Source organism: Tenacibaculum skagerrakense (assembly GCF_004345825.1).
Lineage (GTDB): Bacteria > Bacteroidota > Bacteroidia > Flavobacteriales > Flavobacteriaceae > Polaribacter > Polaribacter skagerrakensis.
In genome coordinates, this window is sequence record NZ_SLXM01000003.1 from 284,883 (window position 1) to 310,863 (window position 25,981).

Below are 25,981 nucleotides of genomic sequence, written 5' to 3' on the forward strand. Positions count from 1 at the left end.
ATTATCTTTTTGATATTTTGTTGTTTGATATATTTCGCTGTCTCGTACACTTAAACCTACCTTTTTCAAATTCACGTTTAGCTTGGTGTTTTGTAGCTCTTCCTGTAACTCTTTGTCTCCATAACCTAAAGCTTGAAGGTTTCATTTCTCTTCGCATTAAATCTATAACCTCCTGCTCTTTTAAGCCAAACTGAAATTGAATGGCATCAAAGGTTGTCCGATCTTCCCAAGCCATTTCTATAATTCTATCAATTTCTCTATCCGTCATAATAATCAAGCTTTAAAAATTCATTTTTATAATCCAGCATTTTAGCAATGAATTTCTTGTTTTCTGTATAGTTTTTATTCTTAAGAAACTTAATAAAGTTTCCTTCTGCATGAATACTGAAATAACTAGAATTATAAACCACTAACTTGTAGTATGGAATACACCAAGAATAACGTTCTAAACGATTAGTAAAGTGAACTAAAATTCCGTTTGGTCGTAACTCTAGATTTCCATAATTGAGTTCAGAAAATTGCTTTTGCTTAGGATACAGTTTTTCACTTAACTCATAAATCATAAACCTACCAGAGCCATTTCCGTTCATTTTAAGTCGTTCTAAGAAAGAAAATGGTTTACCCAATAGTTCTTTGCTATGGATTTTAAAATCTTCGTTATTATATGTTGTATTAAAAATCATTCGTCTCGTAACATTCTGCTTCTATTAGTAATAGTATGCTTTTTCAATATTCGCACACTTTCTCTAAGTACTTCTTTATCCTTTTTCATATTCCATAAAATATCACTAGCTCTTTTTCTATTTTCTTTAATATTAACAATCGGATAAGGATAATCTTTACCAAGTTGACAGTTATTAAATTGTTGATCTAAAGGAGTCATTAAATACGGCTCATGAATAAATGGAGTAGGTAAATCTGCTAATTCTGGAACCCACTTTTTAATAAACGTAGCATCAGGATCATGTTCTTGTCCGTTTTTAATAGGATTGTAGATTCTTAGGTTATTAATACCAGTTTCACCAGCTTGCATTTGCAATTGTGGAAAATGAATTCCCGGTTCAAAATCTAGAAAACATCTTGATAAATGATGTGTTGCTTCTTGCCAAGGCTGCCATAAAATGTGTGTAAAAAAAGACACTAGCATGGCTCTCATTCTAAAATTTATATACCCTGTTGTGTTTAAGCAACGCATAGACGCATCAACTAAAGGAAAACCAGTTTGTCCATTTTCCCAAGCTTCTATATATCCTTTAGAGATTGATTTTTTAAGTTTATGATAGCCTTTGTTTACACTCGCATTTTCCATAGTACATTCCATTTCAAACTTTTGAATAAAATGAGCTTGCCATCGCAATCTTGATATAAATGCTCCTAAATGTCTTTTTCCTTCCGAACTTTGTTTTACCTCTTTAGCTTTTTGAAAAATTTCTCTGATAGATACATTTCCCCAAGCTATGTAAGGTGATAATCTACTACAACTTGTTCTTGAATCTTCTGGTTTAGAAATGTGGAACATATACTTTTCATAGCGTTCATTAAAAAATGAATCGGCATATTTCCAAGCCATTTTTGTACCTCCATACTGAAAATTCTTATCCTCATCAGTTTTTAAATTAGTTGTATGAAAATATTCAGAAAGTGAATGAATTTCAGATATCGTAATAAAGTTTTCCGAATTAGCTTGAAACTTAATTTGAGTTTGATACATGTAATCTTCCCACTTTTCAAACCAATCTTCACGATTTAATAGTCCTCTTAAAACACCATTATTAATGTTTTCCGTCCATTCTATAGAATTATTTCTACAATAACGAGCAAATTCCTTATCTCTATTAAAAGTGACTAATAATCCTGTTTCTTGGTGCGAAAACACCTCACTTATTATATATTTTGACTGTAGTTGATTAAAAACTGCAGCAATGTCTCCAGTTACACTTAAAACTTTGGTATTGTATTTCGTTAAATCTTCGTTTATATCAGAAATAGATTCTTTGATAAAATCCCAATGACGTTTACTATAATGCGCATCATTTAATAAAAGATTTTCAAAAACATATAAAAACAACACTCTTTTACCTGACTGTAATGCATTGTAAATTGCCTCATTATCATGTAAACGTAAATCTCTCTTTAACCAAACAACGGATATTCTTTCTTTATTCATCATGAAATTTTAACGTATAACTGCTTTCCTTCTCTTCTGAATTCTCTAAAAAATTTAAAAACTCTTCTGCCTTACCAAATAATGAATTTCTTTTTTCTAAAGACATTTTATCAAGGTTAGAAATCAACATTTTTAACCTTGGATTTTTAGCTAATTGATCACGATTAACATCCATAAATCTCCAAAACAAACCATCCCAAACTTCTTCCCACTCTCCAGAAGTATAATCACTCATTTTTTTGATGTAATTACTACTACTTATATACGGTTTTGTAGACATTAAACCACCATCTGAAAACAATGTCATTCCATACACATTAGGAACCATTACCCAATCATACGCATCAATAAAAAACTCCATAAACCATTGATACACCTGATTTGGATCAAACTCACACAACAACATGAAATTCCCCAGAACCATTAAACGCTCGATATGATGTGTATAACCCGTTTTTAGAATTCTTTTTATGGTAGTATCTATTGGTAAAACACCTGTGTTACCAGTATAAAAAGACTCAGGGATATTTCTTGAATGATTCCAATAATTTCGTGTTCTTTCTTCTGAACCTTTTACTTCATAAACTCCTCTTATAAACTCTCTCCAACCTAAAATCTGACGTACAAATCCTTCTAGGGAATTTATTGGAATTTCGTTCTTTGCTGCATACGAAATAGCTGATTCAATAACGTATAAAGGAGATAATAATCCGACGTTAATTAAGGGAGATAAAACACTATGATGTAAGAAATTTCTATCTTTTACAATAGCGTCTTCATAATCTCCAAACTCATGAAAACGCACTTCAAAAAACTCCTGTAACCATTTTTCTGCTTCCTTAAATGTTGTAGGATAAATTTGGAATTGATGCAGTTCACCTAAATTATCTTGAAAGTGTTCATTAATATAAGTTCTAGCTTCTTTGTAATTCTCATTGATATCAGGAAATAAAACAACTGGTGTCATTTTATTTTTTGGATATTTCTTTCTGTTCTCTGTATCAAACGTCCACTTTCCTCCTACTGGGTCTCCATTTTGAACTAATATATTTCTTTTGATTCGCTCTTCTTTGTAAAAAGAAGTTTGATAAAATTTCTTCTTACTTTCCTTGAAAAAAGAAGCTAGTTCTTCTTTTGAATTGATGAATAGAGGATTATCAAACCATTTAATCTTAGCTTTTGATGTAGATTCTTTAATTCTCTTTGATAACCAATTATCTGTAGGATCAAATAAAAATAATTCGCTATAACCTTTACTTTCGATTTCTGGTATTAATTTTCTAATATCAGATAAATCATCTTTAGCTTCAATGTAAGTTGTTTTAAAGCCTTTTGTGTGTAAGTAATTTTCATAAAACTGTAACGTAGCTCTATGAAAAGCTAACTTTTGTTTGTGAAAATTATATTGATTGAAGTACAATAATTCCTCTATCAAATACACATGAGTATCTTTAGTAAGATAATCTGTTATGTTTTTGAATAATTGATGCGGAAATATGATACTAATTTTACTCATTTAGAATAATGTTGTTTGTAACCACGTGCGTTGATAATTACCATTTTTATCGTACCTATCTGCCTGTAGTTGTATGTTAAACTTTCGATCTCTGGGATCATTACCTACTCCAGAGACGTACTTCCAATTACCATAATTGCTATGTACATCATAATCAATCAACATACTTTCAAAATAGGAAGCACCAATTCTCCAATCTAACTGAAGTTCTTTAGCAAAATAGGAAGCCACATTTTGTCGTCCTCGATTACTCATCCAACCTGTTTCCTTCAATTCAATCATATTGGCGTTTACAAATGGTTCATTGGTTTCTCCATTAATCCATTGATGGAGTAGTTTCTCATCATTTTTCCAAGAGTAATTCGTTTTTTTATTCCTCCGAGTTTAAACAGTTTATTACCGTGTTTTAACGCTATATATTTAAAATAATCTCTCCAAATTAACTCAAAAACTAACCAATACGTAGATTCATTTTTTTCGATTGTCGCTTCGTATTTTTTTAGTTCCCAGTAAATTGACTTTGCAGAGATACATCCATTAGCTAGCCAAGGAGAAAACTTAGAACTGTAATCAACACCTAACAATCCGTTTCGAGTTTTCTTATAATATGAAAGCTTCTTTGAGTTGAAAAAATACTCTTGTAAACGTTTAAAAGCTTGTGTTTCTCCTCCTGAAAAAGGAAATGCTGAGTAATTAGGTACTGTAAAATCAGAAAAACCTAGTTTTTCAAGCGTAATCAACTCTGTTTCGTTTTCAATTAAATTTGATGGACTTTTTTTTGAAGGAAAGACTTCCTTCTCTATTACTCCATATTTTTCTACTTTTTTACGAAACTCTGTAAAAATGTGAGGTGTTTGGTGGGTCTCAAAAGAAATGTTACTTGGTTCAACTAAGAATTGATCGTAATACTCAAACACCTCAACTTGCTCTGGAATTGATGATCTTAAATGCTTTATTTCAAGTGTTTCTTCACTTGTAAACTCTCTCTGAAAAAAAAGAGCATCCGCTTTATACTTTAGACAAAATTGTGGCAAAAAACGATGCGGATGCTCATAACATAAGAAGAGAGAAATGTTTAATTTTTTTAAATTATTATGTAAATCGTTAACCGATTCTATGATAAATTTTGCTCTATATTTTTCGGTCTTTTTAAAACCATATTCATTAATCTTATATACATTTGGATTGAAACAGTAAACTGCAATTACATGTTCATACTCATTACAAGCCTTAAAAAGCACCTTATTATTTCGTACTCTTAAATTGTTGGTAAACCAAACTATGGCTGTTTTTGAGTTTTGCATTTTTTACTACAATATTTAACATTATTCCAATCTCTTTCCCATTTTTTCCTCCAAGTAAAAGGTCTGTTACAACAGAGACATATTTTTGAAGGTAAATGTTCTTTCTTTACTCCTCTCACTTTTCGGAAACTAAAGCGTCAATCATTCCATTAAAAACAAAGGCGTGAAAAGGTAACACTGCATACCAATACAATCTTCCCCAAATTCCTTTTGGCCTAAACACAGCTCTTTGAAATAATTGATTTTTAACTATCTTAAACTCTAACCAAGCTTCTCCTGGTAATTTCATTTCTGCAAAAAGCAATAATCTTTTTTCCTCTTTATCAGCGAGCAATACACGCCAAAAATCTAATGGATCTCCTGGCTCTAAATAAGAACTGTGGGTTCTTCCTCTACGTAATCCTACACCTCCAACTAGTTTATCCATATACCCACGAATTTTCCACAGCCAGGTGAAACTGTACCAACCATTTTCACCGCCAATTGACCAGATTTTATTGATAGTTACTTCTTCATTAACTATATTTCTAGATCTTACATCTTTAAAACAACCAAATTGCGGTATTTGAACATGTTTACTTAATTGATCTTTAAAAACACCGCTGCTGATAGCATCTTTCCAGCTAGAAATCACAGCATTTTGTTCAATTTTTTGAAAAGCTACGTCTACAGCTTCTGAGTATGTTATAGGAGTTACATTTAAAATCTCATTTATATTACTAGGCTTAGCAATCACTTCAACCTTCATACTATCTACTAATGCTTTTGCCAAATTGAACGAAGTAGAGGTTACAAAATATAACCAGTATGAGGATAATCTTGGCGTTAAAACGGGTAAGGTAAAAATGTATCGTTTTAAACCTCTAACTTTACCAAACTCTAAGAGCATTTGTTTGTACGTTAGAATTTCGGGACCACAAATATCAAATGATTTATTGAATACTTTTTCATTTCCAAGTCCATTAACCAGAAAGCTTAACACATCTCTAATAGCTATTGGCTGTGTTTTAGTATTCAACCATTTCGGAGTAATCATTACAGGAAGCTTTTCAACAATATCTCTAATGATTTCGAAAGATGCACTTCCACTTCCTACTATAATTCCAGCTCTAAATGTTGTTAACGAATATTTATTAGATGCTAATGTTTGCTCTACTTGTAAACGAGACTGTAAATGTTTTGATAATGAATTATCATTTACAATTCCGCTTAAATAAATTACTTGTTTGCAATTGGTCTTTTCAACTAAAGTTTTAAAATTTGAAGCACATTTTCTTTCTAAATCTTCAAAATCCCCAGAATTTGTCGACATAGAATGAATAAGATAGTATGCCGCATCAATATCTTTTGGTAAATCTGGAAGCGTATCTTCTAAAAAATCAATTTTTAAAAATTCAATATTTTCTTTATTCTCAATCTCATCAGGTATTCTGTTTAAATCACGGACACAACAAACCAGTTCATAATTGTTTTCTAACAATTGAAGAACTAAGCGCTTTGCTATATAACCTGTTGTACCTGTGATTAGAATTTTCATAGCCTAAGAAATTGTTTTTTTTGGTCGCTGATATTCGTATCTCGTATTAGACTCAGGTACTGCATAGGAATCTAAACCATTAATGGTAGCAATATTTCCTTTGCTTAAATCTAAAAAACCATCTTTTGGATTGTACATTTCTTCTTTTACGTAGAAAAACTGAATTTCTCCAACAACCAACAAAGTATCATTTGCACTGATATAGTGTTCTTCAACAAATTTTAATGCAATTTGAACTGGTGATTCTTTCACAAATGGCGCATGAAAATCATTTTTATACTCTGGAGTCAAATTAGTCATTTCAAATTCAGAAACCTCTTTGTCATATTTCGCAGAAGTATGATGTGCATCTTCTGTAAACTCTTTGGCAATATGATTGACGGTATAATAACCGGTATTTATGATATTTTCATAGGTATTTCTAGGAACCGTAGTGGGTCTTAGCACAAATCCTAATAAAGGCGGATTTGAACCTAAATGCACTATGGAACTAAAAACCGCTACGTTCTCTTCTCCTTCATTAGAAACAGTTCCTAACAAGTTAGCAGATTTATAACCAGATAAACTGTTCATTAAATTAATTCTATGAATTCTATCGAACTGGTCAATATGTTGTTTTTCGAATAACTTCATTAATACTTATTGAAATTGTTGATTTTAATGTTCGTTGCTTTTAAATCGTGCATTAAATTATATAAACCAAAAAACGTGCGATTTATATAAATAAAGTGCTTTGAACCACGATTCCCATTCATGTTTTTTAACTCAGTACTTTTTGCATATTTAGTTCCTAACTCTGTAATTCTTCCAAAGAAATCTTCATCAGAAAAATCAAATTCCTCTTTGTGAAATGGTTGTGTAAAAAGGCTCAACATTTCATGAAACATATCTTTGAAAAAGGCAATTTCTTCAGGCGAATCATCTCTTCTAAGAATTTCTAATTCGTAAAGTTTTTGTTCAAAAAAAGCTGGATTGGAAATATTTTCTTTCTTAGCCAATTCGAAATAAGGAACATAAAACTCTTCAGGCACTTCTTTCATACAACCAAAATCAAGTACAATCAGTTCATTATCTTTTGAAACAAGAAAATTACCCGGATGCGGATCAGCATGTACTTTTCTTAACTTATGCATTTGAAACATATAAAAATCCCACAATGCCTGCCCCAATTTAGTTGCTGTTTGTTGATTTGTATTTGTTGCAGTAAATTCTGAAAGATGAACCCCTTCCATCCAATCCATGGTAATAATTCTATCTGAAGAATATTCAGTATAATAATTAGGAAACTTTAGGTTTTCGATATGCATACAGGCATCAACTATAGCCTGACTTTGAGATACTTCTAACACATAATCGGTTTCCTCAATTAGCTTGTCTTCAACTTCTTTAAAATATTTATCACTGTCTTTTCCTTTGATATTAAACATTTTAATGGCAATTGGTTTTACCAATGCTAAATCAGTTGAAATACTTTCTGCTACTCCAGGATACTGAATTTTTACTGCGTATTTTTTGTCGTCTTTAACTGCTAGATGAACCTGACCAATACTTGCTCCGCTAACCGCATCAAGATTAAACTCATCAAATAAATCATTTGGGTATTTACCAAAATACTTTTTAAATGTTTTTTTAACTAAAGGAGCTGATAATGGTGGAACGGAAAATTGTGATAACGAAAATTGTTCTACATAAGCTTGCGGCAAAATACCTTTTTCCATGCTTAGCATTTGCGCAACTTTAAGAGCACTTCCTTTTAATTTCTTTAATCCGTTATAAATATCCTCAGCATTATCTTTATTTAATTGCTCTTTAGCTTCATCTTCTCCGTTTACTATTTTATTACCGTAGTATTTAATATAGTTAACACCAACTTTTGCTCCAGTTTGAACTAATTTGGATGCACGTTGTATTTTGGAAGTAGGTATGTTATCTATAGTTTTCATTTTCCAACAGCTTCTTTATATAAAAATTTACCTAAATCAATTACACTTTTTACTGGTTCAATATTCATAAGGTCAAAACTTGTTTTTACTGATTTTTCTATGAAAACATCTGTTTTTTCAAATGAAGTAGAAGTATCTTCTAACCAAAATTTTAGTGTAAAAATAAATTGCATCCATGCACTTTCCTCTATCGCTCTATTTTGAATCTTTTCAATTCGCTCTTGCTTAAAATCTAACGTTGGAATCTCTAAACTCTTGATAAATACTGTAAAGTGTTCTTTGAAGCTTTTAAGTGCTTTTATTTTTTTTAACACGTCATTTTTATCTTTAAGAACATGAGCTACATAACTTCTATTAGCTGTTAAAATCTCAAATAAGGTATAGTAATAACTTAATAATTTATTTTGAGCATTGTATGTTGAAAAATCTTCGCTTTTTTCTAATAAAGAAATCGTATTCTGATGAAAAGCTTCGAATATTGATGATTGAATTGAATCAAACGATGTAAAGTAGGTATAAAATGTTTGTTCATCAAAATCATTTTCTTTCGTAAACAAATATACCGATTTAGGGTCTTCATTATGAGTCAATACATAATCCATGTACTTACTGATAATAAAGTCTTTATTGATATTCTTTTTTTTAGCCATCTGTGTAATTTTTACATCTTCAAAGATACCACTTTTTGTTTAAGAAATAATTAAATAAAATAAACAAAATAAAAATTTAACTTTATTTTAATAGTAATACTATTATATTTGCAAAAAAAACAATCAAAAATGGATAGTTTACTTCCAAATATTAAAATAGAAGTTCCTGAAGGTATTTATATTAAGAACCCTGAGTCGTCTGAATTAGGAAAAAAAATTATTGAAAATAGTATCCTATTAATTGATGAAATAGGCTTTGAGGATTTTACCTTTAAAAAATTAGGACAGTTAATAAATTCTAATGAAAGTTCAATATATAGATATTTTGAGAGTAAACACATGCTGTTAATATATCTAAGTGCATGGTATTGGACTTGGATTGAATATCAACTAGTTGTAGAAACTTTTAGTATTAAAGATTCACAAGAAAAACTTATCCAAGCAATTGATGTGGTTACAAGAACAACAGAAGAGGATAATAACTTTTCACACATTAACGAGGTTATTTTGAATCGCATTATTATAAATGAAAATTCAAAATCGTACTTAACGAAAAGTGTGGATTCAGAAAATAAACAAGGATATTTTCTTTCTTATAAAAGAGTAGTTAGAAGATTGGCTGATATGATTTCAGAACTCAACAATAAGTATCCTTATCCTCTTAGTTTAGCAAGTTCTATTACAGAAGGAGCTTTACATCAACAATTTATAAAACTTCATTTTACAACTATTACTAATTGTAATGATGATATTACACCAACAAATTTTTACACTGACTTAATTCTAAAAACTTTAACTAATGACTAATTCAAACTTAACTCCCTGGAAGCGTTTTTTAGGATTACTAAAATTAGAAAGAAAAGATATTTTTCAAATATCATATTATGCTATTTTCGAAGGGTTAGTTTCATTATCCCTTCCCCTAGGAATACAGGCAATTATTAATTTATTACAAGGAGCACAAGTTTCTGTTTCTTGGATTGTTCTAGTGGTTTTAGTAACATTAGGTGTTGTATTTTCTGGAGTTTTAAAATTAATGCAGCTAAGAATAATAGAAACAATTCAACAACGAATCTTTACAAGAGCTTCTTTTGAATTAAGCTATAGATTTCCTAAAATTAAAATGAAGGAATTAAGAAACTATTATCTACCTGAACTAGCTAATCGTTTTTTTGATACTCTAACAATTCAAAAAGGATTATCAAAAATCTTAATAGACGTTCCTTCTGCATTTTTGCAGATTATTTTTGCAATGCTATTATTATCGTTTTACCACCCGTTCTTTATCATTTTTGGCTTGCTTTTAATGGTGTTGATTTACAGCTTGTTTAAACTTACAGCACAAAAAGGAATTGAAACAAGTTTAGATGAATCTAAGAATAAATATAAAGTAGCACATTGGTTACAAGAGGTAGCTCGATCGGTAGTTAGCTTTAAACTTTCAGGAAAAACCAGTTTAGCACTTGATAAAAATGACAGTTTAGTGTATAAATATTTAGATTCAAGGGAAAGCCACTTCAAAATTTTGATCATTCAATTTATACAGATGATTAGCTTTAAAGTATTGGTTACAGCTGGGTTGTTATTGATTGGAGGGTTTTTAGTGCTAGATCAGAAAATGAATATCGGACAGTTTGTGGCTGCTGAAATTATTGTTCTTTTAGTCATCAACTCAGTTGAAAAATTAATACTTGGACTTGAATCTTTTTATGATGTATTAACCTCTATAGAAAAGTTAGGTCAAGTAGTAGATAAACCAATAGAGTTACAAAGTGGAGAGACCGTTGAGGGAGACCTACACATTCATTTACAGGATGCATCTTACGAAGTATCCAATAGAAAACTACCAATATTAAATAATATTTCATTAGAAATAAATAGTACAGATAGAATATTGGTACAAGGTGAGAGTGGTTCAGGAAAGTCTAGTCTTTTACAACTTATAGCTGCAGTAAACGAGCCAACTTCTGGACACATTTACATTAACAATTTATCAGTTCAAAGTTTACATCTAAACTCATATCGATCTAATTTAGGGTTATCGTTATCAGAAGAAACGCCTTTTGAAGCTACCATTAGAGAGAATATTACTTTTGGTAATAATGAAATTAGTGATCAAGAGATTTATGAAGCTTTAAAAATTGTAGGACTTAATGATTTCTTAAAAATTCAGCCAAATGGATTAAATACTATTATTTATCCTGAGGGGAAACAAATAGCCTATACAATTGCTAAGAAATTAATCTTAGCAAGAGCAATCGTAAAAAAACCAAAATTGTTAATTCTTGAAGATCCATTAGATCAGTTCCAACAGGAAGAAACGAAAGAAATCATCAACTATTTGACAAGTAAAGAAAGACCGTGGAGTTTAATTGTTGTGAGTAGTAATCCTAATTGGAAAAAACAATGTAACAAATTAATAACTTTAGAAAAAGGTCAAATTAAACAGAAATAAAATGCTAAATATATCTAACAATCCCGTTTCAAAAAATGTTGATTTGACAAAGTACAAATCAGGGAAAAGCATCTTTACGAAAGAATACTATAAGACATTTAGAAAGTTTTTATTAGCTTTTTCATTTATTTTACTGATAATACTATTCTTACCATGGACACAGAATATTTCTAGTAAAGGCAATGTTACAACGTTAAAGCCTAATCAAAGACCTCAAACTTTACAATCTCAAATACCTGGTAGAATTGAAGAGTGGTTTGTAAGAGAAGGTGATTTTGTGAAAAAAGGAGATACCATTCTAAGAATATCTGAAATTAAGAGTGATTATTTTGATAGCAGATTAACTGAAAGAACTCAACAACAATTAGATGTAAAAAATCTTTCTGTTGATGCTTATAATAGTAAAGTTGCTGCTTTAGAAAGACAGATAAATGCCTTACAGCGTGAGAAAAAGTTAAAGTTACAACATGCAAACAATAAACTATTACAAGCTCATTTAAAGGTTAAGAGCGATAGTATTGATTTAAAAGCTGTTGAAACCAATATTGCAATTGCAAAAACACAATTTGAACGTGCTGTTAATTTGCAAAAAGAAGGCTTAAAAGCTGTAAAAGATGTTGAAGAAAAGCGATCAAAATTTCAAGAAGCTAATGCAAAATTAATATCTCAGCAAAATAAATACCTAGCATCACAAAATAATGTGATCAATGCTACAATAGATATTTCTACAATAAATGCTAGTTACGATGATAAAATAGCTAAGGCTAATAGTGATTTATTTACTGCAAAATCTGCTGCTTTAGACACAAGAGCACAAGTTTCTAAGCTAGAAACTAATGTTGCGAATTATACAAGGAGAAATAGCTTACTGTACATTACAGCACCTCAAGATGGTTATATTAATAAAGCTATAAAGTCAGGTATTGGAGAAACCTTTAAAGAAGGTGAACAATTAGTTGGAATTATGCCTGCTAATTATGAATTAGCTGTTGAAATGTTTGTGAGACCTATCGATTTACCTTTAATACATATAGATGAGGACGTACGTGTACAATTTGATGGGTGGCCTGCTATTGTATTTAGCGGATGGCCAAACGTTTCTTATGGTACCTATGGAGCAAAAGTAGTAGCTATTGAAAATTTTATCAGTGATAATGGAATGTATCGAGTACTATTAGCTCCGAATAAGAATACAGAGCCTTGGCCAGAAGCTATTCGTGTGGGATCTGGAGCCAAAACTATTGCTCTGTTAGAAAATGTTCCTATTTGGTTTGAGCTTTGGAGACAAATTAACAGCTTCCCTCCTAACTTTTACCAACCAGAAAATAAAGCTGATAATAAGACTAAAAAGGAAAAGTAATGAATAAAGTCTTTAGTTATTTATTAATATTAACTAGCTATGTAGCTTTTTCTCAATCAGATATAGACAATGTACTATCTTTAAAAGAGTATATTGGATATGTGAAAAAGTTTCATCCAATTGTAAAACAAGCTCAGTTAAAAACTACAGAAGGAGAAATTAAATTATTGAAAGCTCGTGGAGCTTTCGATCCTAAAATCGATGTTGATTATAATCGTAAGAAGTTTAAAAGTACTGACTACTTTAACAAATTAAATGCTACGTTTAAAATACCTACTTGGTATGGACTTGAATTTAAAGGTAATTACGAGAAAAACTCTGGAGTGTATTTAAATCCTGAATTAACGGTTCCTGAAGACGGATTATATAGCGCAGGTGTTTCTGCTTCGTTAGCTCGTGGTTTATTAACCAATGAACGAATGGCAACACTAAAAAAAGCTAAAATTTATAATTCGCAAGCTAGAGCTGATCAGCAAATGTTGGTAAATGATATTTTATACGAGGCAATTATCACTTATTTTGATTGGTTAAAAGAGTATGAAAAACAAAACACTTATACCTCTTTTTTAAAGAATGCAGAACAACGACTTAATAATGTTAAAAGAAGTTATGATGAAGGTGATAAACCAGCCATAGATACCTTAGAAGCTAACATCAATCTTAACAATAGAATATTAGATTTAGAAAAAGCAAAACTAAATTATATAAAGTCTAAACTTAAACTAGCAAATTATTTATGGTTGGAAGATAATATACCTTTAGAGCTTGAAAATGATATTATTCCTGACACAAATACTTTAAATGATATTGATAATACTTTAGATACTACTACATTAAATAATAATCAAACTATTGTAGATAATCATGTTAAAGTTAGGTCTTTAGAGTATAAGAAAGCTAATTTAATTATTGACAAGCGTTTAAAGTTGAATAATTTATTACCTAAGGTTGATGTAGAATATAATTTTTTAACCTCAAAATTTGGAGATTTATCTAACTTAGACACCGATAATTACAAGGCAGGATTGAATGTAAGTATCCCTTTATTTCTGAGAAAAGAACGTTCAGATTTAAAGTTAGCCAGATTAAAGTTGCAGGATATTGATTTTGTAATCTCAGCTAATAAAACAAACATATCCAATAAAATTAATGCTGTACAAAATGAAATTAGCTCTTATCTAAGTCAAAATCAAATATTAAATAATCTTATAGAAGATTACAGAGTATTGGTAAAATCTGAAGAAAAAATGTTTCTCTTAGGAGAAGGCTCTTTATTTAGAATTAATTACAGAGAAGCCAAGCTAATTGAAACAGAGTTAAAAGTAATTGATAATTACAATAAGTATTTTGGAGCGAAAGCTTCCTTATACCAAATCGTAAACAATCAATTTACCGAATAAAATAAAAACTGTCCTAAAATTTAGGACAGTTTTTTTACATATGGTTAAAGTTAAAAAGTATATAGTCTCTCTAGTTTAATTTAAATACTACTGGGAACGAATAGCTAGTGTTTACTTTCTTTCCATTCTTTTCAGCAGCTTTGAACTCTGGTAATTTTTCTACTAATTCTTTTGCTGCTTTTTCTAATGAAGCTCCGTCAGCAGGACCTTTAGCCTCAATGTTAACTACTTCTCCATCAGTATTCACTACGAATTTCACATAAACTTTACCTTCTATGTTTTTATCGATAGCTTCTGTAGGGTACGCAAAGTTATCTTGTATATGCTCTACTAAGTTCTTGTTAAAACAATCTAAAGAGCTATCTCCAGAAGAACTACAAGACTTGAATTGAGGAATTCTCTCAACATCTTTAAAGTCATATATTGTAGTAACAACTTCTTTTTTAGGTTCTTTTCTAATATTTGAAGGCTTAACTCCTGGAATTCTAAAAGTAATTGGTAATCCGTATTTTACTGTTACTGGTGTCCCTGAATGCTTTCCAGGTATAAACTTTGGTAACTTCTTCATAATTCTTTCAGCTTCTTTACCTAGCTCCTCTCCTTTATATGGAGAAACAATTTTCATCTTATCAACATTTCCTTCTTTGTCGATTATAAAATGTACAAGAACTCTTCCCTGTATCCCTCTATCATAAGAACTCTCAGGATATTTTAAATTTTTTCTAATATGATTTGATAATTCTTCTTTAAAACATTTCTCTTGTCTATAGGTAGCAACACTTTCACAATCTTTAAATAGTGGAATTTCATCTACATAGTCAAAAGGAATAACTTTCATCCCCGCAGATTTATCAATACTTAAATTTACAACTTCAGCCTTCTCTTTAATTTTATTTAATTTGTGAGAATAATCATTCGTCATAATTCCAGTTGCTTCATCTCTTTTTCTAACCACTCTTCTTCTAGAAGTTACTTGAACAGCTACTTTAGCTTCTTTGTTTTCAGCATCATCCTTTTCAATAGAACATTTAGTTATACTGTTTAAATCTAATGCAACTTCTTCTTGCTTATCACATGTCTTGTTTGATTGTGCAATAACCTGAGTAGTACAGATAATCAAAATTGTAAGTAATGCTTTTTTAACCATAATTTCTAAGGGTGTTTGTTTTACAGTTATAAAAGTAATCAACTGATACAAAATCAACATTGTATAATACTCAATTAGCTAAATAGTTTCGGTAAATAGCATTATTTTTTAGACGAATGGTATTTGTAATTATTAAATTTATAAAGAAATAAGCTTAAATATGATAAACATTTAATAAAAACGTTTATTGAATATATATTCACAACTAAATCAATCTAAATAATATAATATCCGTAAAAAAGAATTGATAATCTATATAGATATTGTATATAGAATTGGTAAGTGAAGAAGTTATTGGTTTCTAGTAAAAATATCGTCTTTGATTTTTGGTAGCTGTAGTTTATATATTACCGAAACTGTTCTTATAGTAATAATAACAATCGCAGATATAATGAAGTTAACATTCTCATTAACTCCAATTTGCTTCATTAGTAAATAAATTAATCCACCAGTTAAACATGCAGAAGCATAAATTTCTTTTTTAAATATTAAAGGAACTTCTCTAGACAAGACATCTCTTATTACACCACCAAATACAGCCGAAACCATTCCCATGATAATAGCAACTATGGCAGGTAAATTTAAGCTTAACCCTTTTTGTAATCCTAGTAAAGTAAAAACACTAATACCAATGGTATCAAATAAGAAAAAGGTTTTTCTAAGTGGAGCTATTTTACTTTTAAATAAAAAAGTACAAACTACTGCAGTAAGTATTGTATAAATGTAATTTAAATCACCAATCCAATTAATTGGATGCGAATTGATTAAAATATCTCTTAGCATACCTCCTCCAACAGCAGTAACAAAAGCCAAAATGATTACTCCAAAAAGATCAAATTCCTTTTTTGAAGCTACAAGAGCTCCACTAATTGCGAAAGCAAAAGTTCCTAAAATATCAATAACATAGATTACGTCCATTCTAAAGCTAAATATTATCTTTCAATAAATTGGATGTTTAGTTTACTTTGTAATTGATGAATTTGCTCTAACTCATTCGATAAAATAAAAGCAATAGAAATACCCTTATCTCCTGCTCTAGCGGTTCTACCACTTCTGTGCGTATAATATTCCATTTTCTCTGGGAGCTGATAATGAATTACAAAGTTTAGATTTTGAACATCTATTCCTCTGGCTGCAACATCTGTAGAAATCAAGTATTGTAAACTTTGATTTTTAAAAGCTCTCATTACTTTATCTCTTTCTATTTGCTTCATATCACCTTCTAAAACTCCTACTGTAAAACCTTCATCTAATAATTCTTTAGTAAGTTTTCTAGCACCTGCTTTTGTTCTAGTAAAAAGAATACCTCTATCGTTTGGTCTCGTTTCTAAGAAAGAAATAATTGCTTCATTTTTTGTAGGAAGTGTAGTTAAAGAATAAAAGTGAGTAATATTTTCATTTACTATTGATAACGGATTAATTTCAACTCGCTTTGCATTGATATTCATATAACTTTTAACAATACGTTTAATTTCTTCTGGCATTGTTGCAGAAAATAACCATGTTTTTCTATCTCCAGATGTGTATTTTAAAATCCTGTTGATTTCTTGCTTGAAACCCATGCTTAGCATTTCATCTGCTTCATCTAGTACAAGCGTTTTTATGTTTTTTAAATCGATTTCTCCACGTTCAATTAAATCAATTAATCTACCAGGAGTAGCCACAACAATATGCGTGGTTCTTTTTAAGTTTTTAATTTGTCTTTCAATTTTTTCACCTCCATAAACTCCTTCTAAAAATATTTTATCATCAACATATTTAGTGAACTTAAAAAGTTGCTTCTTAATTTGTTGAACTAATTCTCTTGTTGGCGATAAAATCAACGCTTGAATAGTTTCTGACTTTGGATTTATTTGATGTAAAATAGGCAGTCCAAATGCAGCTGTTTTACCAGTACCTGTTTGAGCTAAACCAATAAAATCGGCTTTCTCTTGTAATAAATAAGGTATTGTTTTCTCTTGAATTTCGGTAGGTTGCTTTATCCCTAATTCATTTAACCCTTTAATAAATTCTTTACGGACACCGAGTGCTGCAAATGACGACATGATTATAGTATTTTAATGCCGCAAAGGTACGCTTATTTCTATGGTAAAAGCAGATTATAAATGTTTTCTGTAATTCTGGTAGGACGAAATGTTTTTGCATCTAACAAACACCATGTAGTTTTCGCTTTAACTAAGATTTTATCATCTTTATATATTTCTACATGTCTAACCGATTTTACTCCTGCAGTTTCTCCAACCCACGTTTTTAACGTTACTACATCATCCAACATCGCCTGATTTTTATAATCAATTTCATGTCGAAAGACTACCCAAATTAAATCATTCTCTTGAGGGCTATCTTTAACTAGTTCTGCCCAATGTAGTTTAGCAATATCCTGCACCCATTGTACATAAACAACGTTATTTACATGATTTAGCTCATCAATCTCTTCTGATATTACTTTCCTAGTAGTGCTAAAAACTTTATTTGAATTCATACTAACAAACATACATAACTAAGTCTATTATTTTGTTAATTTGCTTTTTAAATTTCAATTATGAACCAAATAGCCAATGAGCTTTCTACAGAGAAAGTAAGTAAGTTATTACTTAAACAATCAATTCCTGCTGCCATTGGTATACTGGTAATGTCTATCAACATGATTGTCGACACAATTTTTGTTGGTCAGTGGATTGGAGTTTTAGCTATAGCAGCCATAACGGTTGTTCTTCCTATCGGTTTTTTAATATCCTCTATAGGAATGGCTATAGGAATTGGAGGTAGCTCGGTTATCTCACTTGCTCTAGGTGCTGATAATGTTGAAAAAGCTAAGAAAGTTTTTGGAAATCAGTTTAGTTTAACAACGTTATCTTCTATTTTTTTGGTTACAATTTGTTTGCTTTTTGAAGAACATGTTCTAAAACTATTTGGAGCCAATGGAAATATATTAGCTCCTGCTATTCCTTACTTTAGAATTATAATTATTGGTGCTCCTTTTTTAGCGTTTGCCATGATGGGAAATCCTATTATTAGAGCCTTAGGGAAGCCAACATATGCAATGATAGCACTAATTCTACCTGCAATTGCTAACATACTATTGGATATCGTATTCATTAAGATTTTTGATTGGGGAATGTTTGGTGCTGGATTAGCAACCTCTATAGCTTATGCTGTTTGTGGACTTTTTATTTTAGGTTTTTTATTATCTAAAAAGAGTAATTTAAAAATAGGAATTAGCTACTTAAAATTAGAAAAAAGTATTGTTTCAGAAATTAGCTCATTAGGTAGTATAACACTTGTACGTCAAGGAACTGTTAGTATATTAACAATCATTCTCAACTACTCTTTGTTTAAATATGGGAATGAATCATCTGTTGCTGTATTTGGAATCATCAACCGTTTAATGATGTTTATTTTCTTCCCTGTTTTTGGAATTGTACAAGGTTTCTTGCCTATAGCTGGTTATAATTATGGCGCAAATTTATATGGCAGAGTAAAAGAAGTTTTATATACTGCCAATAAGTATGGTACAATTATTTGTGTGTTTATCTTCTTGGCTGTTTATTTCTTTAATTACGAAATGACTAGCGTATTTACTAATGATGCTAATTTATTAAATCAAACTCCTAATGCTATTTTAACCACTTTATTAGCAACTCCTTTCATTGCTTTTCAATTAGTGGGGGCTTCTTATTTTCAAGCTGTGGGTAAAGCTAAACCAGCGTTAGTATTAACGTTACTGAGACAGTCTATATTTTTAATTCCTTTTCTTATTGTTTTACCAATGTTTTTTGGTTTAGAAGGAATTTGGTTTTCTTTCCCAATAGCTGATTTATTAGCTACTATAGTAACATATATTTATGTTAGAAAAGAAATACAAAAACTTAGCTTAACAAGCTCTCACCATTCAGATTTGTAGTTAATACAGAACTCATTAAATCGAAAAAAGGACGCAAAGCTTTGTATGAGGCATCTATTTCAGATAAAAAATTATTTGATAGAACTTCTTCATCAGTAAAATTTCTAATAGCTATATATCCTTTCTTTCTAATTAAATCGATATCAGGATGTGTTTTATCAAATCCTTTTGGAGCTGTTTTTAATTCTTCTCCTTCAAATTTACCTCCAAAGTATTTCTGAAATTCTTTATCGGCTAAAATTTCTCTAAATTCAGAAGCATCGATTTCTATTTCTTTTCTGATTCGATATAAATCTTCTTTATTTGGTTCCCAAAAACCACCTGCTAAAAAACTTTCTCCAGGCTTTAAACGCAAATAGTAACCACCTCTTAAATGTGTACCACTTCTAGAAAATGAGCCTGCAAAATGTGCTTTATAAGGTGTTTTATCTTTTGAAAAACGAACGTCTCTATATATTCTAAAAAACTTATGCTTTTCTATTTCATCGTGCATTTGTAACGTTTCTTGAATTACTTTATAAAACAATTTTACGTGCTTTTGCACCTGATCAAATTCATCTTTATGCTCTGTAAACCAATCGCGGTTATTATTACTTGCTAATTTTTGTAAGAATTGAAAGGTTGATTTTTCTATCTGCATGGTTGTTTTTTAATATGAGTACAAAATACAAAAAAGCTCAAAATCTAACGACTTTGAGCTTTTTAAATATTTTAGTGAAAATTATTTTTAAACATTAAATCTAAAGTGCATTACATCACCATCAGCTACAATATATTCCTTACCTTCTACTCTAACTTTACCTGCTTCTTTTACTTTAGCTTCACTTCCATAAGTTTCATAATCATTATAACTTATTGTTTCTGCTCTAATGAAACCTTTTTCAAAATCTGTATGAATAACTCCTGCAGCTTGAGGTGCAGTTGCTCCCACAGGAATTGTCCAAGCTCTTACTTCTTTAACTCCTGCTGTAAAATACGTTTGTAAGTTTAACAATTTGTAAGCAGAACGAATTAAACGAGACACTCCTGGTTCTTCTAATCCTATGTCAGATAAAAACATTTGACGCTCTTCATAATCTTCTAACTCAGCAATATCAGCTTCAGTAGCTACAGCTAACACAATGATTTCTGCATCTTCATCTTTTACTGCTTCTTTTACTTTATCAACATATTCATTCCCATCTTTAGCAGAAGATTCATCTACATTACACACATACATTACTGGCTTAGCGGTAATAAATTGCATAGATTTTACTAGCTCTTCTTCTTTTTCAGTAAACTCAATAGTTCTAACTGATTTACCCTCTAATAAAACAGCTTGAACCTTCTCTAACAAAGCTAACTCTGCTTGCGCTTCCTTATTTCCAGTTTTAGCCGCTCTCTTTACTTTTTCTAATCGCTTTTCAACGGCTTCTAAATCCTTTAATTGTAGTTCTATATCAATAGTTTCTTTATCTCTAATAGGATCTACAGAACCATCAACATGAACAATATTATCATTATCAAAACAACGTAATACGTGTAAAATAGCATCCGTTTCTCTGATGTTTGCTAAGAACTGATTCCCTAACCCTTCTCCTTTACTAGCTCCTCTTACTAAACCAGCAATATCAACTATCTCTACAGTAGCAGGAATTACCTTTTCTGGGTTTACCAATTCTTCTAATTTTTCCAATCTCGGATCTGGTACATTAACAACACCTAAGTTAGGCTCAATAGTACAAAATGGAAAGTTTGCGCTCTGTGCTTTTGCATTAGACAAACAATTAAATAAAGTTGATTTTCCAACATTTGGTAATCCTACAATTCCAGCTTTCATTTAATATAAATTGATATTTTTTGCGTTTGCAAATATAGCACATTACTTTACTTTAACGCTCTTTCTGTTTAAAAAGCTATTGCTATTTTCATTTAATTAAGTCTTTTTGTTATTTTAGACCAGAAAGAAGTTTTATTTAATGGGTGATTTATCAGATGAAATTTTATGGAAATCAATAAAAAAAGGAGATGTAAGCTCGTACTCTATCCTTTTTAAACGATTTTACCCATCGCTACATAGTTACGGATTAAAGATTTCAAGAGATGAATCTTTAACTGAAGATGCGCTTCAAGATTTCTTTGTGTATATTTTTGAACACAAAGAAAATTTGAGCGACTTACAATCTATTGCTCCTTATTTATTTTCTTCTTTTAGACGATTTATAATAAAAAAAATACATAAATCGCAAAAATATACTTTTGTTAGAAACATAGACACTAATATTGTAGACATAAGCTTCACCCCGGAAGAATTTATTACAAAGCAAGAATCGCTAACATTTCGCAATAAAAACCTCGCCAAACTAATAAACCAACTACCTAAGAGACAAAAAGAAGTCATTTATTTAAAATTCAATTGCAATTTTAAGCCAAATGAGATTGCCGAAACTATGGGTATTAATTATCAGAGTGTAATTAATTCATTACATAAAGCCATTAAGAACCTTAGAGATGAAAAGGCAATTATTAAATTATTAAATTCATAAATTTGCGATTATAAAAGAGTATATTTCATAAAATAAGCTCTTTATATAGTTAAATGTATAAAAGTACCCGTTATCTGTTTTGACTGAGAATAAAACATACACTACAATTCAAGATTTACTTGAAGACCCTTCTTTTAATGAATGGGTGCGAAATCCTCGTTCTGTTAATGGAGCTAAATGGACAAGTTGGTTGAATGAGCATCCTACTAATCAAGTTTTAGTAGATGAAGCTAAAGATATTATTATTGGTATCAATTTTAAAAAAGAAAAGGTACTAAAAGAAAAAGTGGATTCTGAGTGGGAAAAACTAGAAAAAAAGCTACAATCAATTCAGAATCAAAAATTAGAGAATCAAATAAAAACTAAAACCAGACTTACTAATGTAAAGTATATTTCGGTAGCTGCTTCTTTGTTGTTACTTGTCTCTATAAGTGTTTTTACATTTTCTTTATTTTCAAAAGTTACTCATAAAACAAATTATGGAGAAATGTTAAATGTTGTTTTAGATGATGGTTCTACTGTAATTCTAAACTCTAACTCTTCTATAACGTACTCAAATTACAATCCTAGACATATAGAATTAAAAGGTGAAGCCTTTTTTAACGTAAAAAAAGAGTTAGCTACAAAAGCTAAATTTAGTGTTTCAACCAATGACTTAACTGTTGAAGTCTTTGGAACTCAGTTTAATGTAAAAACATCTAAAAATAAAACAAATGTTTATTTACAAGAAGGTTCAATTCTTTTAAACCTAAATAATGGGAATAAAGAAAATATGTCTCCTGGTAATTACATCGAATACTCGTCTGAAAAACAAAAAGTACTTGTTAACAAAAGTAACTTTATATCTGAAGAATACGTTTCTTGGAAATCAGGAAATCTTATATTTAATAATACTACTTTGGCTGAAGCATTAGCTAAAGTATCGGATAACTACGGAGTTACTTTTAAGTATAATAACCCTGAAACTAAAAGCTCTCTTATAACAGGAAAAGTACCTACTACAGATTTAACCATTTGTTTAAATGCAATAAAAAAATCTGCAAATGTCAAAATTCAAAAAGAAAATGGTATACTAGTGGTTTATAAAAATTAACCAAACCCTAAAAATGATTTACAGAAATACATACTATTTGATTTCAGTAGTATTCCTATTTCTTTTTTTCAAACCAACTCATGTAATCAGTCAAGAGCCAAGTTATATACCTTTAGCTGATGCTTTAGAGAGTATAAGTGTTAAGCATAATGTTTACTTTACCTACAACCCTCTTACTATTAAGTCTGCCACAATAGATATTACACCTTTTGAAGATCTTTCATTACAACAAGCTATTTTCCTTCTAAAAAAACTAACTCCTTTTGAGTTAGAATATTTAGGGAACAATTATTATGTAGTATTTAAGCCCAAAGAGCATATAGGTTATAATAATGATTCCTCATCAGCTACAAATCATCAAACAAAGAAAAAAGACAGTATTCTAAATTATACGACTTCAAATAAAAAAATTGTGCGAGGTGTGGTTCTTGACAGATATTATCAACCAATTCACAAAGCAAATGTTATAGAAAATAATACCGCAAACGGAACAATTTCTCGGACAGATGGTACCTTTGAACTAGAACTAGTAAAAAATAATTCACTTACAATTTCACATGTTGGTTTTTCAAGTGAAATAGTAATTCCAAATCAATCGTATTTAAAAATTATTTTAAAATCAGGAGTTCAGTTAGATGAAGTATTGGTTGTGGGATCAAGAAATTCTAAACGAAAAATTATAAACTCTCCTGTTTCTACTGATATTATTGAAGTAAAAAACGTTGCTAAAAAAAGTGACTTATTAGAAGTAAATCAGTTAATTCAAACTGAAATTCCCTCTTTCAACGCTACCAAGCAATCTGGTTCAGACGGTGCAGATCATATAGTGCCTGCTACATATAGAGGTTTAGGTCCAGACCAAACATTAGTATTAATTAATGGTAAAAGAAGACATCAATCTTCTTTAATAAATCTATATGGAACTAGAGGTCGTGGAAATTCCGGTACAGATTTGAATGCTATTCCAACTTCTGCAATAAAAAGAATTGAAATTTTAAAAGACGGAGCTTCTGCACAATATGGATCAGATGCCATCGCAGGAGTTATCAATATTGTTTTAAAAGACAATCCAAATATAACAAGTAGCAATTCAACTTTGGGTTTTTATAATGCAAACATGAATTCAGACTCTAAAAGAAAAGTAATTGATGGTTTAACTTTCAAGACAGAAGTAAATTATGGAGCTCCTCTTAATAAAAATGGTTTTATCAATTTATCTGCCGAGTTTTTAACTAAAGGACATACCTTTAGAGAAGGTACGATTACTAGAAAAAACTATGGTGATGCTGCAGTTAGTAATAGCAGTATCTTTTTAAATGCCGAAACACCTATATCTACAAAGGTTAAAGCATATTTTAATGGGGGTTACAATTTTAAAAATACACGAGCCTATGCTTTTTCAAGACCTTTTGATAGTGAACGAAATGTGCAAAGTATTTATCCCAATGGTTTTAATCCACTAATCACCTCTAATATTTCTGATAAATCGTTTACTGTTGGAGTTAAAGGGAAGTTTAATCGATGGAATATTGATTTTAGTAATAGCTATGGAAGTAATTATTTTCATTATTATATAAAAGAAACGTTAAATGCTACACTTCTAGAAAATTCTCCAAATGAATTTGATGCTGGTGGTCATAGTTTAAATCAGAATATAACAAATATTGATTTAACGAAACAGTTTAGTGGCGTCCTAAATGGCTTACATTTAGCTTTAGGCTTAGAAAACAAAATAGAGAATTACAAAATTTTTGCTGGAGAAGAAAGTTCCTATTTATCTTATGATCTAAATGGTAATCCAGTGAATGCTTCTACTCCATCAAACGAACTTCCTGTCTATAACGGAATAATAAGACCTGGTGGGTCTCAAGGTTTTCCTGGATATGCTCCTAATAACGAAGTTGATAGAACTCGAACTAGTTTTAGCTTCTATTTGGATACTGAAATTGATGTAACAAAAAAATGGATTCTTGCTACTGCTATTCGATATGAAAACTATAGTGATTTTGGTAACTCATTAAATACCAAAATCGCAACTAATTTTAAAGTAGCGCCAAATCAAAACCTGCGATTCTCATTTAGCACAGGCTTTAGAGCTCCTTCTCTAGCTCAAATTTACTATAACTTAAAGTTTACTAATTATATTGATAATGTTCCTACAGAATCTTTCTTAATCGCAAATAACAATCCAATTACAAGACAGTTTGGAATCCAAAAATTAAGAGAAGAAAAAGCGCTAAATTATAGTTTAGGTTACAATTATAGAATCTCAAATTCCATGTCATTTTCAATCGATAGTTATTATATATATATTAAAGACAGAATAATTTTAAGCGGAAATTTTGATGCAACGGTTTTAAATACAAATGCAGAAAATGTTCAATTTTTTGCCAACGGAGTTAACACAAGGACTTTCGGAACTGACTTTAAATTTAACTGGCTTAAAAAGTGGAATATTTCAGACCTTAAAATAAATCTTACAGGTAATTTAAATAATATGCGTATTACAAGAATTAATTATAAAGATTTAGATTCTGAGATATTTTTTGGTGCTAGAGAACAATACTTTTTGAAAGCCTCTGCTCCAGATTACAAAATTATTTTAAATACCCTATATAGTCAAGGTAAATTTTCTATAAGTAATACACTTACCAAGTTTAGTCGTGTTGAATTATTAGACTGGCAAATTTTCAATCCTGTAAGCAATTATAATAACTCGGAAGAAGAGAGATTCCAAGCAGCTACAGACACTTATAAATCAAAATATACCTTAGATACTCATATTTCTTACGCTTTAAATAAAAATTTTTCTATTCAATTAGGAGCTAATAATTTATTCAACACCTATCCTACCAAACAAGGCGGCAACACTGATAGTGGTGGACTTTGGGATGCGGTTCAAATGGGAAGTAATGGTGCTTTCTACTACAGTAAAATCTTTGCCAACTTCTAAAAAAATTAAAAATTTAGAGTATAAAAG

Annotated in this window: 25 protein-coding genes; 8 read left to right on the top strand and 17 right to left on the bottom strand. The window is 30.2% G+C overall.

Going from position 1 to position 25,981, the window contains the following annotated elements:
• Nucleotide 1: 1 nt before the first annotated feature.
• Genes EV195_RS07390 through EV195_RS07435 form a run of 11 tightly spaced genes read right to left on the bottom strand, consistent with a single transcriptional unit; the run spans nucleotide 2 to nucleotide 9,117 of the window.
• The gene (locus EV195_RS07390) at nucleotides 2-268 is read right to left on the bottom strand and encodes a TIGR03643 family protein (RefSeq protein ID WP_132794293.1); all 267 of its coding nucleotides are present in this window, start codon (nucleotides 266-268) and stop codon (nucleotides 2-4) included.
• Entirely contained in the window at nucleotides 258-683 is a 426-nt protein-coding gene (locus tag EV195_RS07395) for a hypothetical protein (RefSeq protein WP_132794294.1), read from the bottom strand. Before EV195_RS07395 ends, EV195_RS07390 begins: the two co-directional genes overlap by 11 nt.
• Nucleotides 680-2,170: a cryptochrome/deoxyribodipyrimidine photo-lyase family protein gene (locus EV195_RS07400; protein WP_132794295.1), complete on the bottom strand. Its 1,491-nt coding sequence runs from the start codon at nucleotides 2,168-2,170 to the stop codon at nucleotides 680-682. Before EV195_RS07400 ends, EV195_RS07395 begins: the two co-directional genes overlap by 4 nt.
• A complete protein-coding gene (locus EV195_RS07405) occupies nucleotides 2,160-3,683 on the bottom strand; it encodes a cryptochrome/photolyase family protein (RefSeq protein WP_132794296.1) in 1,524 nt (507 codons plus the stop codon). The genes EV195_RS07400 and EV195_RS07405 overlap by 11 nt, the downstream gene beginning before the upstream one ends.
• Entirely contained in the window at nucleotides 3,684-4,004 is a 321-nt protein-coding gene (locus EV195_RS16930; protein ID WP_317128218.1) for an FAD-binding domain-containing protein, read from the bottom strand.
• Nucleotides 3,974-4,987, bottom strand: coding sequence for a deoxyribodipyrimidine photo-lyase (locus tag EV195_RS07410; protein WP_317128215.1), 1,014 nt, complete (start codon nucleotides 4,985-4,987; stop codon nucleotides 3,974-3,976). Before EV195_RS07410 ends, EV195_RS16930 begins: the two co-directional genes overlap by 31 nt.
• Nucleotides 4,963-5,106, bottom strand: a complete 144-nt coding sequence (locus tag EV195_RS07415) for a DUF2256 domain-containing protein (RefSeq protein ID WP_132794297.1) — start codon at nucleotides 5,104-5,106, stop codon at nucleotides 4,963-4,965. The genes EV195_RS07410 and EV195_RS07415 overlap by 25 nt, the downstream gene beginning before the upstream one ends.
• On the bottom strand, nucleotides 5,103-6,524 hold the full coding sequence (locus EV195_RS07420; RefSeq protein ID WP_132794298.1) for an SDR family oxidoreductase: 1,422 nt from the start codon (nucleotides 6,522-6,524) through the stop codon (nucleotides 5,103-5,105). Before EV195_RS07420 ends, EV195_RS07415 begins: the two co-directional genes overlap by 4 nt.
• 3 nt (nucleotides 6,525-6,527) lie before the next feature.
• Nucleotides 6,528-7,157, bottom strand: a complete 630-nt coding sequence (locus EV195_RS07425; protein ID WP_132794299.1) for a flavin reductase family protein — start codon at nucleotides 7,155-7,157, stop codon at nucleotides 6,528-6,530.
• Entirely contained in the window at nucleotides 7,157-8,467 is a 1,311-nt protein-coding gene (locus tag EV195_RS07430) for an ABC1 kinase family protein (RefSeq protein ID WP_132794300.1), read from the bottom strand. Before EV195_RS07430 ends, EV195_RS07425 begins: the two co-directional genes overlap by 1 nt.
• The gene (locus EV195_RS07435; protein ID WP_132794301.1) at nucleotides 8,464-9,117 is read right to left on the bottom strand and encodes a TetR family transcriptional regulator C-terminal domain-containing protein; all 654 of its coding nucleotides are present in this window, start codon (nucleotides 9,115-9,117) and stop codon (nucleotides 8,464-8,466) included. Before EV195_RS07435 ends, EV195_RS07430 begins: the two co-directional genes overlap by 4 nt.
• Nucleotides 9,118-9,246: 129 nt before the next feature.
• Here EV195_RS07435 and EV195_RS07440 point away from each other — a divergent pair, with 129 nt between their 5' ends.
• From EV195_RS07440 to EV195_RS07455, 4 genes are read left to right on the top strand one after another with little or no spacing between them, the layout of a single operon-like run.
• Nucleotides 9,247-9,924, top strand: coding sequence for a TetR/AcrR family transcriptional regulator (locus tag EV195_RS07440; protein ID WP_132794302.1), 678 nt, complete (start codon nucleotides 9,247-9,249; stop codon nucleotides 9,922-9,924).
• Nucleotides 9,917-11,572, top strand: a complete 1,656-nt coding sequence (locus EV195_RS07445) for a peptidase domain-containing ABC transporter (protein ID WP_132794303.1) — start codon at nucleotides 9,917-9,919, stop codon at nucleotides 11,570-11,572. The genes EV195_RS07440 and EV195_RS07445 overlap by 8 nt, the downstream gene beginning before the upstream one ends.
• Before the next feature lies 1 nt (nucleotide 11,573).
• Nucleotides 11,574-12,932 carry an HlyD family secretion protein gene (locus EV195_RS07450; RefSeq protein WP_132794304.1) on the top strand — a complete coding sequence of 453 codons (1,359 nt, stop codon included), beginning with the start codon at nucleotides 11,574-11,576 and terminating at the stop codon, nucleotides 12,930-12,932.
• Nucleotides 12,932-14,332, top strand: coding sequence for a TolC family protein (locus tag EV195_RS07455; RefSeq protein ID WP_207899778.1), 1,401 nt, complete (start codon nucleotides 12,932-12,934; stop codon nucleotides 14,330-14,332). Before EV195_RS07450 ends, EV195_RS07455 begins: the two co-directional genes overlap by 1 nt.
• A 70-nt stretch (nucleotides 14,333-14,402) precedes the next feature.
• On the opposite strand, the gene EV195_RS07460 is transcribed toward EV195_RS07455, so the two are convergent.
• The 4 genes from EV195_RS07460 to EV195_RS07475 all read right to left on the bottom strand — a co-directional run bounded on the left by EV195_RS07460 (nucleotide 14,403) and on the right by EV195_RS07475 (nucleotide 17,961).
• Nucleotides 14,403-15,479, bottom strand: a complete 1,077-nt coding sequence (locus tag EV195_RS07460) for an energy transducer TonB (RefSeq protein ID WP_165915701.1) — start codon at nucleotides 15,477-15,479, stop codon at nucleotides 14,403-14,405.
• A 291-nt stretch (nucleotides 15,480-15,770) separates the two neighbouring features.
• Nucleotides 15,771-16,397 (bottom strand): trimeric intracellular cation channel family protein, encoded by a 627-nt coding sequence (locus EV195_RS07465; protein WP_132794306.1) that lies wholly within the window; start codon nucleotides 16,395-16,397, stop codon nucleotides 15,771-15,773.
• Between the two features lie 14 nt (nucleotides 16,398-16,411).
• Nucleotides 16,412-17,524, bottom strand: a complete 1,113-nt coding sequence (locus tag EV195_RS07470; protein ID WP_132794307.1) for a DEAD/DEAH box helicase — start codon at nucleotides 17,522-17,524, stop codon at nucleotides 16,412-16,414.
• A gap of 38 nt (nucleotides 17,525-17,562) precedes the next feature.
• Entirely contained in the window at nucleotides 17,563-17,961 is a 399-nt protein-coding gene (locus EV195_RS07475) for an acyl-CoA thioesterase (RefSeq protein WP_132794308.1), read from the bottom strand.
• Between the two features lie 60 nt (nucleotides 17,962-18,021).
• Between EV195_RS07475 and EV195_RS07480 the strand changes: the two genes are divergently transcribed.
• The gene (locus EV195_RS07480) at nucleotides 18,022-19,383 is read left to right on the top strand and encodes an MATE family efflux transporter (RefSeq protein WP_132794309.1); all 1,362 of its coding nucleotides are present in this window, start codon (nucleotides 18,022-18,024) and stop codon (nucleotides 19,381-19,383) included.
• On the opposite strand, the gene EV195_RS07485 is transcribed toward EV195_RS07480, so the two are convergent.
• Together EV195_RS07485 and ychF are read right to left on the bottom strand one after the other, a co-directional pair.
• On the bottom strand, nucleotides 19,349-20,023 hold the full coding sequence (locus EV195_RS07485; protein WP_132794310.1) for a DUF2461 domain-containing protein: 675 nt from the start codon (nucleotides 20,021-20,023) through the stop codon (nucleotides 19,349-19,351). The two genes, EV195_RS07480 and EV195_RS07485, sit on opposite strands and share 35 nt — an antisense overlap.
• 87 nt (nucleotides 20,024-20,110) lie before the next feature.
• Nucleotides 20,111-21,202 carry a redox-regulated ATPase YchF gene (ychF, locus tag EV195_RS07490; protein WP_132794311.1) on the bottom strand — a complete coding sequence of 364 codons (1,092 nt, stop codon included), beginning with the start codon at nucleotides 21,200-21,202 and terminating at the stop codon, nucleotides 20,111-20,113.
• Nucleotides 21,203-21,341: 139 nt separating this feature from the next.
• Here ychF and EV195_RS07495 point away from each other — a divergent pair, with 139 nt between their 5' ends.
• The 3 genes from EV195_RS07495 to EV195_RS07505 all read left to right on the top strand — a co-directional run bounded on the left by EV195_RS07495 (nucleotide 21,342) and on the right by EV195_RS07505 (nucleotide 25,954).
• Nucleotides 21,342-21,908 carry an RNA polymerase sigma factor gene (locus tag EV195_RS07495; protein WP_132794312.1) on the top strand — a complete coding sequence of 189 codons (567 nt, stop codon included), beginning with the start codon at nucleotides 21,342-21,344 and terminating at the stop codon, nucleotides 21,906-21,908.
• Nucleotides 21,909-21,987: 79 nt separating this feature from the next.
• The gene (locus EV195_RS07500; protein ID WP_132794313.1) at nucleotides 21,988-23,001 is read left to right on the top strand and encodes a FecR family protein; all 1,014 of its coding nucleotides are present in this window, start codon (nucleotides 21,988-21,990) and stop codon (nucleotides 22,999-23,001) included.
• A gap of 13 nt (nucleotides 23,002-23,014) precedes the next feature.
• Entirely contained in the window at nucleotides 23,015-25,954 is a 2,940-nt protein-coding gene (locus tag EV195_RS07505; RefSeq protein ID WP_132794314.1) for a TonB-dependent receptor, read from the top strand.
• Nucleotides 25,955-25,981 lie beyond the last annotated feature (27 nt).

Excerpts from the sequence above, each read along its gene's own strand:
- EV195_RS07505 (WP_132794314.1), top strand. The coding sequence starts at position 23,015 with ATGATTTACAGAAATACATACTATTTGATTTCAGTAGTATTCCTATTT.
- EV195_RS07445 (WP_132794303.1), top strand. The coding sequence starts at position 9,917 with ATGACTAATTCAAACTTAACTCCCTGGAAGCGTTTTTTAGGATTACTA.
- EV195_RS07440 (WP_132794302.1), top strand. The coding sequence starts at position 9,247 with ATGGATAGTTTACTTCCAAATATTAAAATAGAAGTTCCTGAAGGTATT.
- EV195_RS07465 (WP_132794306.1), bottom strand. The coding sequence starts at position 16,397 with ATGGACGTAATCTATGTTATTGATATTTTAGGAACTTTTGCTTTCGCA.
- EV195_RS07470 (WP_132794307.1), bottom strand. The coding sequence starts at position 17,524 with ATGTCGTCATTTGCAGCACTCGGTGTCCGTAAAGAATTTATTAAAGGG.
- EV195_RS07435 (WP_132794301.1), bottom strand. The coding sequence starts at position 9,117 with ATGGCTAAAAAAAAGAATATCAATAAAGACTTTATTATCAGTAAGTAC.
- EV195_RS07475 (WP_132794308.1), bottom strand. The coding sequence starts at position 17,961 with ATGAATTCAAATAAAGTTTTTAGCACTACTAGGAAAGTAATATCAGAA.
- EV195_RS07495 (WP_132794312.1), top strand. The coding sequence starts at position 21,342 with ATGGGTGATTTATCAGATGAAATTTTATGGAAATCAATAAAAAAAGGA.
- EV195_RS07410 (WP_317128215.1), bottom strand. The coding sequence starts at position 4,987 with ATGCAAAACTCAAAAACAGCCATAGTTTGGTTTACCAACAATTTAAGA.
- EV195_RS07480 (WP_132794309.1), top strand. The coding sequence starts at position 18,022 with ATGAACCAAATAGCCAATGAGCTTTCTACAGAGAAAGTAAGTAAGTTA.
- EV195_RS07450 (WP_132794304.1), top strand. The coding sequence starts at position 11,574 with ATGCTAAATATATCTAACAATCCCGTTTCAAAAAATGTTGATTTGACA.
- EV195_RS07395 (WP_132794294.1), bottom strand. The coding sequence starts at position 683 with ATGATTTTTAATACAACATATAATAACGAAGATTTTAAAATCCATAGC.
- ychF (WP_132794311.1), bottom strand. The coding sequence starts at position 21,202 with ATGAAAGCTGGAATTGTAGGATTACCAAATGTTGGAAAATCAACTTTA.
- EV195_RS07390 (WP_132794293.1), bottom strand. The coding sequence starts at position 268 with ATGACGGATAGAGAAATTGATAGAATTATAGAAATGGCTTGGGAAGAT.
- EV195_RS07405 (WP_132794296.1), bottom strand. The coding sequence starts at position 3,683 with ATGAGTAAAATTAGTATCATATTTCCGCATCAATTATTCAAAAACATA.
- EV195_RS07460 (WP_165915701.1), bottom strand. The coding sequence starts at position 15,479 with ATGGTTAAAAAAGCATTACTTACAATTTTGATTATCTGTACTACTCAG.
- EV195_RS07425 (WP_132794299.1), bottom strand. The coding sequence starts at position 7,157 with ATGAAGTTATTCGAAAAACAACATATTGACCAGTTCGATAGAATTCAT.
- EV195_RS07400 (WP_132794295.1), bottom strand. The coding sequence starts at position 2,170 with ATGATGAATAAAGAAAGAATATCCGTTGTTTGGTTAAAGAGAGATTTA.
- EV195_RS07430 (WP_132794300.1), bottom strand. The coding sequence starts at position 8,467 with ATGAAAACTATAGATAACATACCTACTTCCAAAATACAACGTGCATCC.
- EV195_RS07420 (WP_132794298.1), bottom strand. The coding sequence starts at position 6,524 with ATGAAAATTCTAATCACAGGTACAACAGGTTATATAGCAAAGCGCTTA.
- EV195_RS07455 (WP_207899778.1), top strand. The coding sequence starts at position 12,932 with ATGAATAAAGTCTTTAGTTATTTATTAATATTAACTAGCTATGTAGCT.
- EV195_RS07485 (WP_132794310.1), bottom strand. The coding sequence starts at position 20,023 with ATGCAGATAGAAAAATCAACCTTTCAATTCTTACAAAAATTAGCAAGT.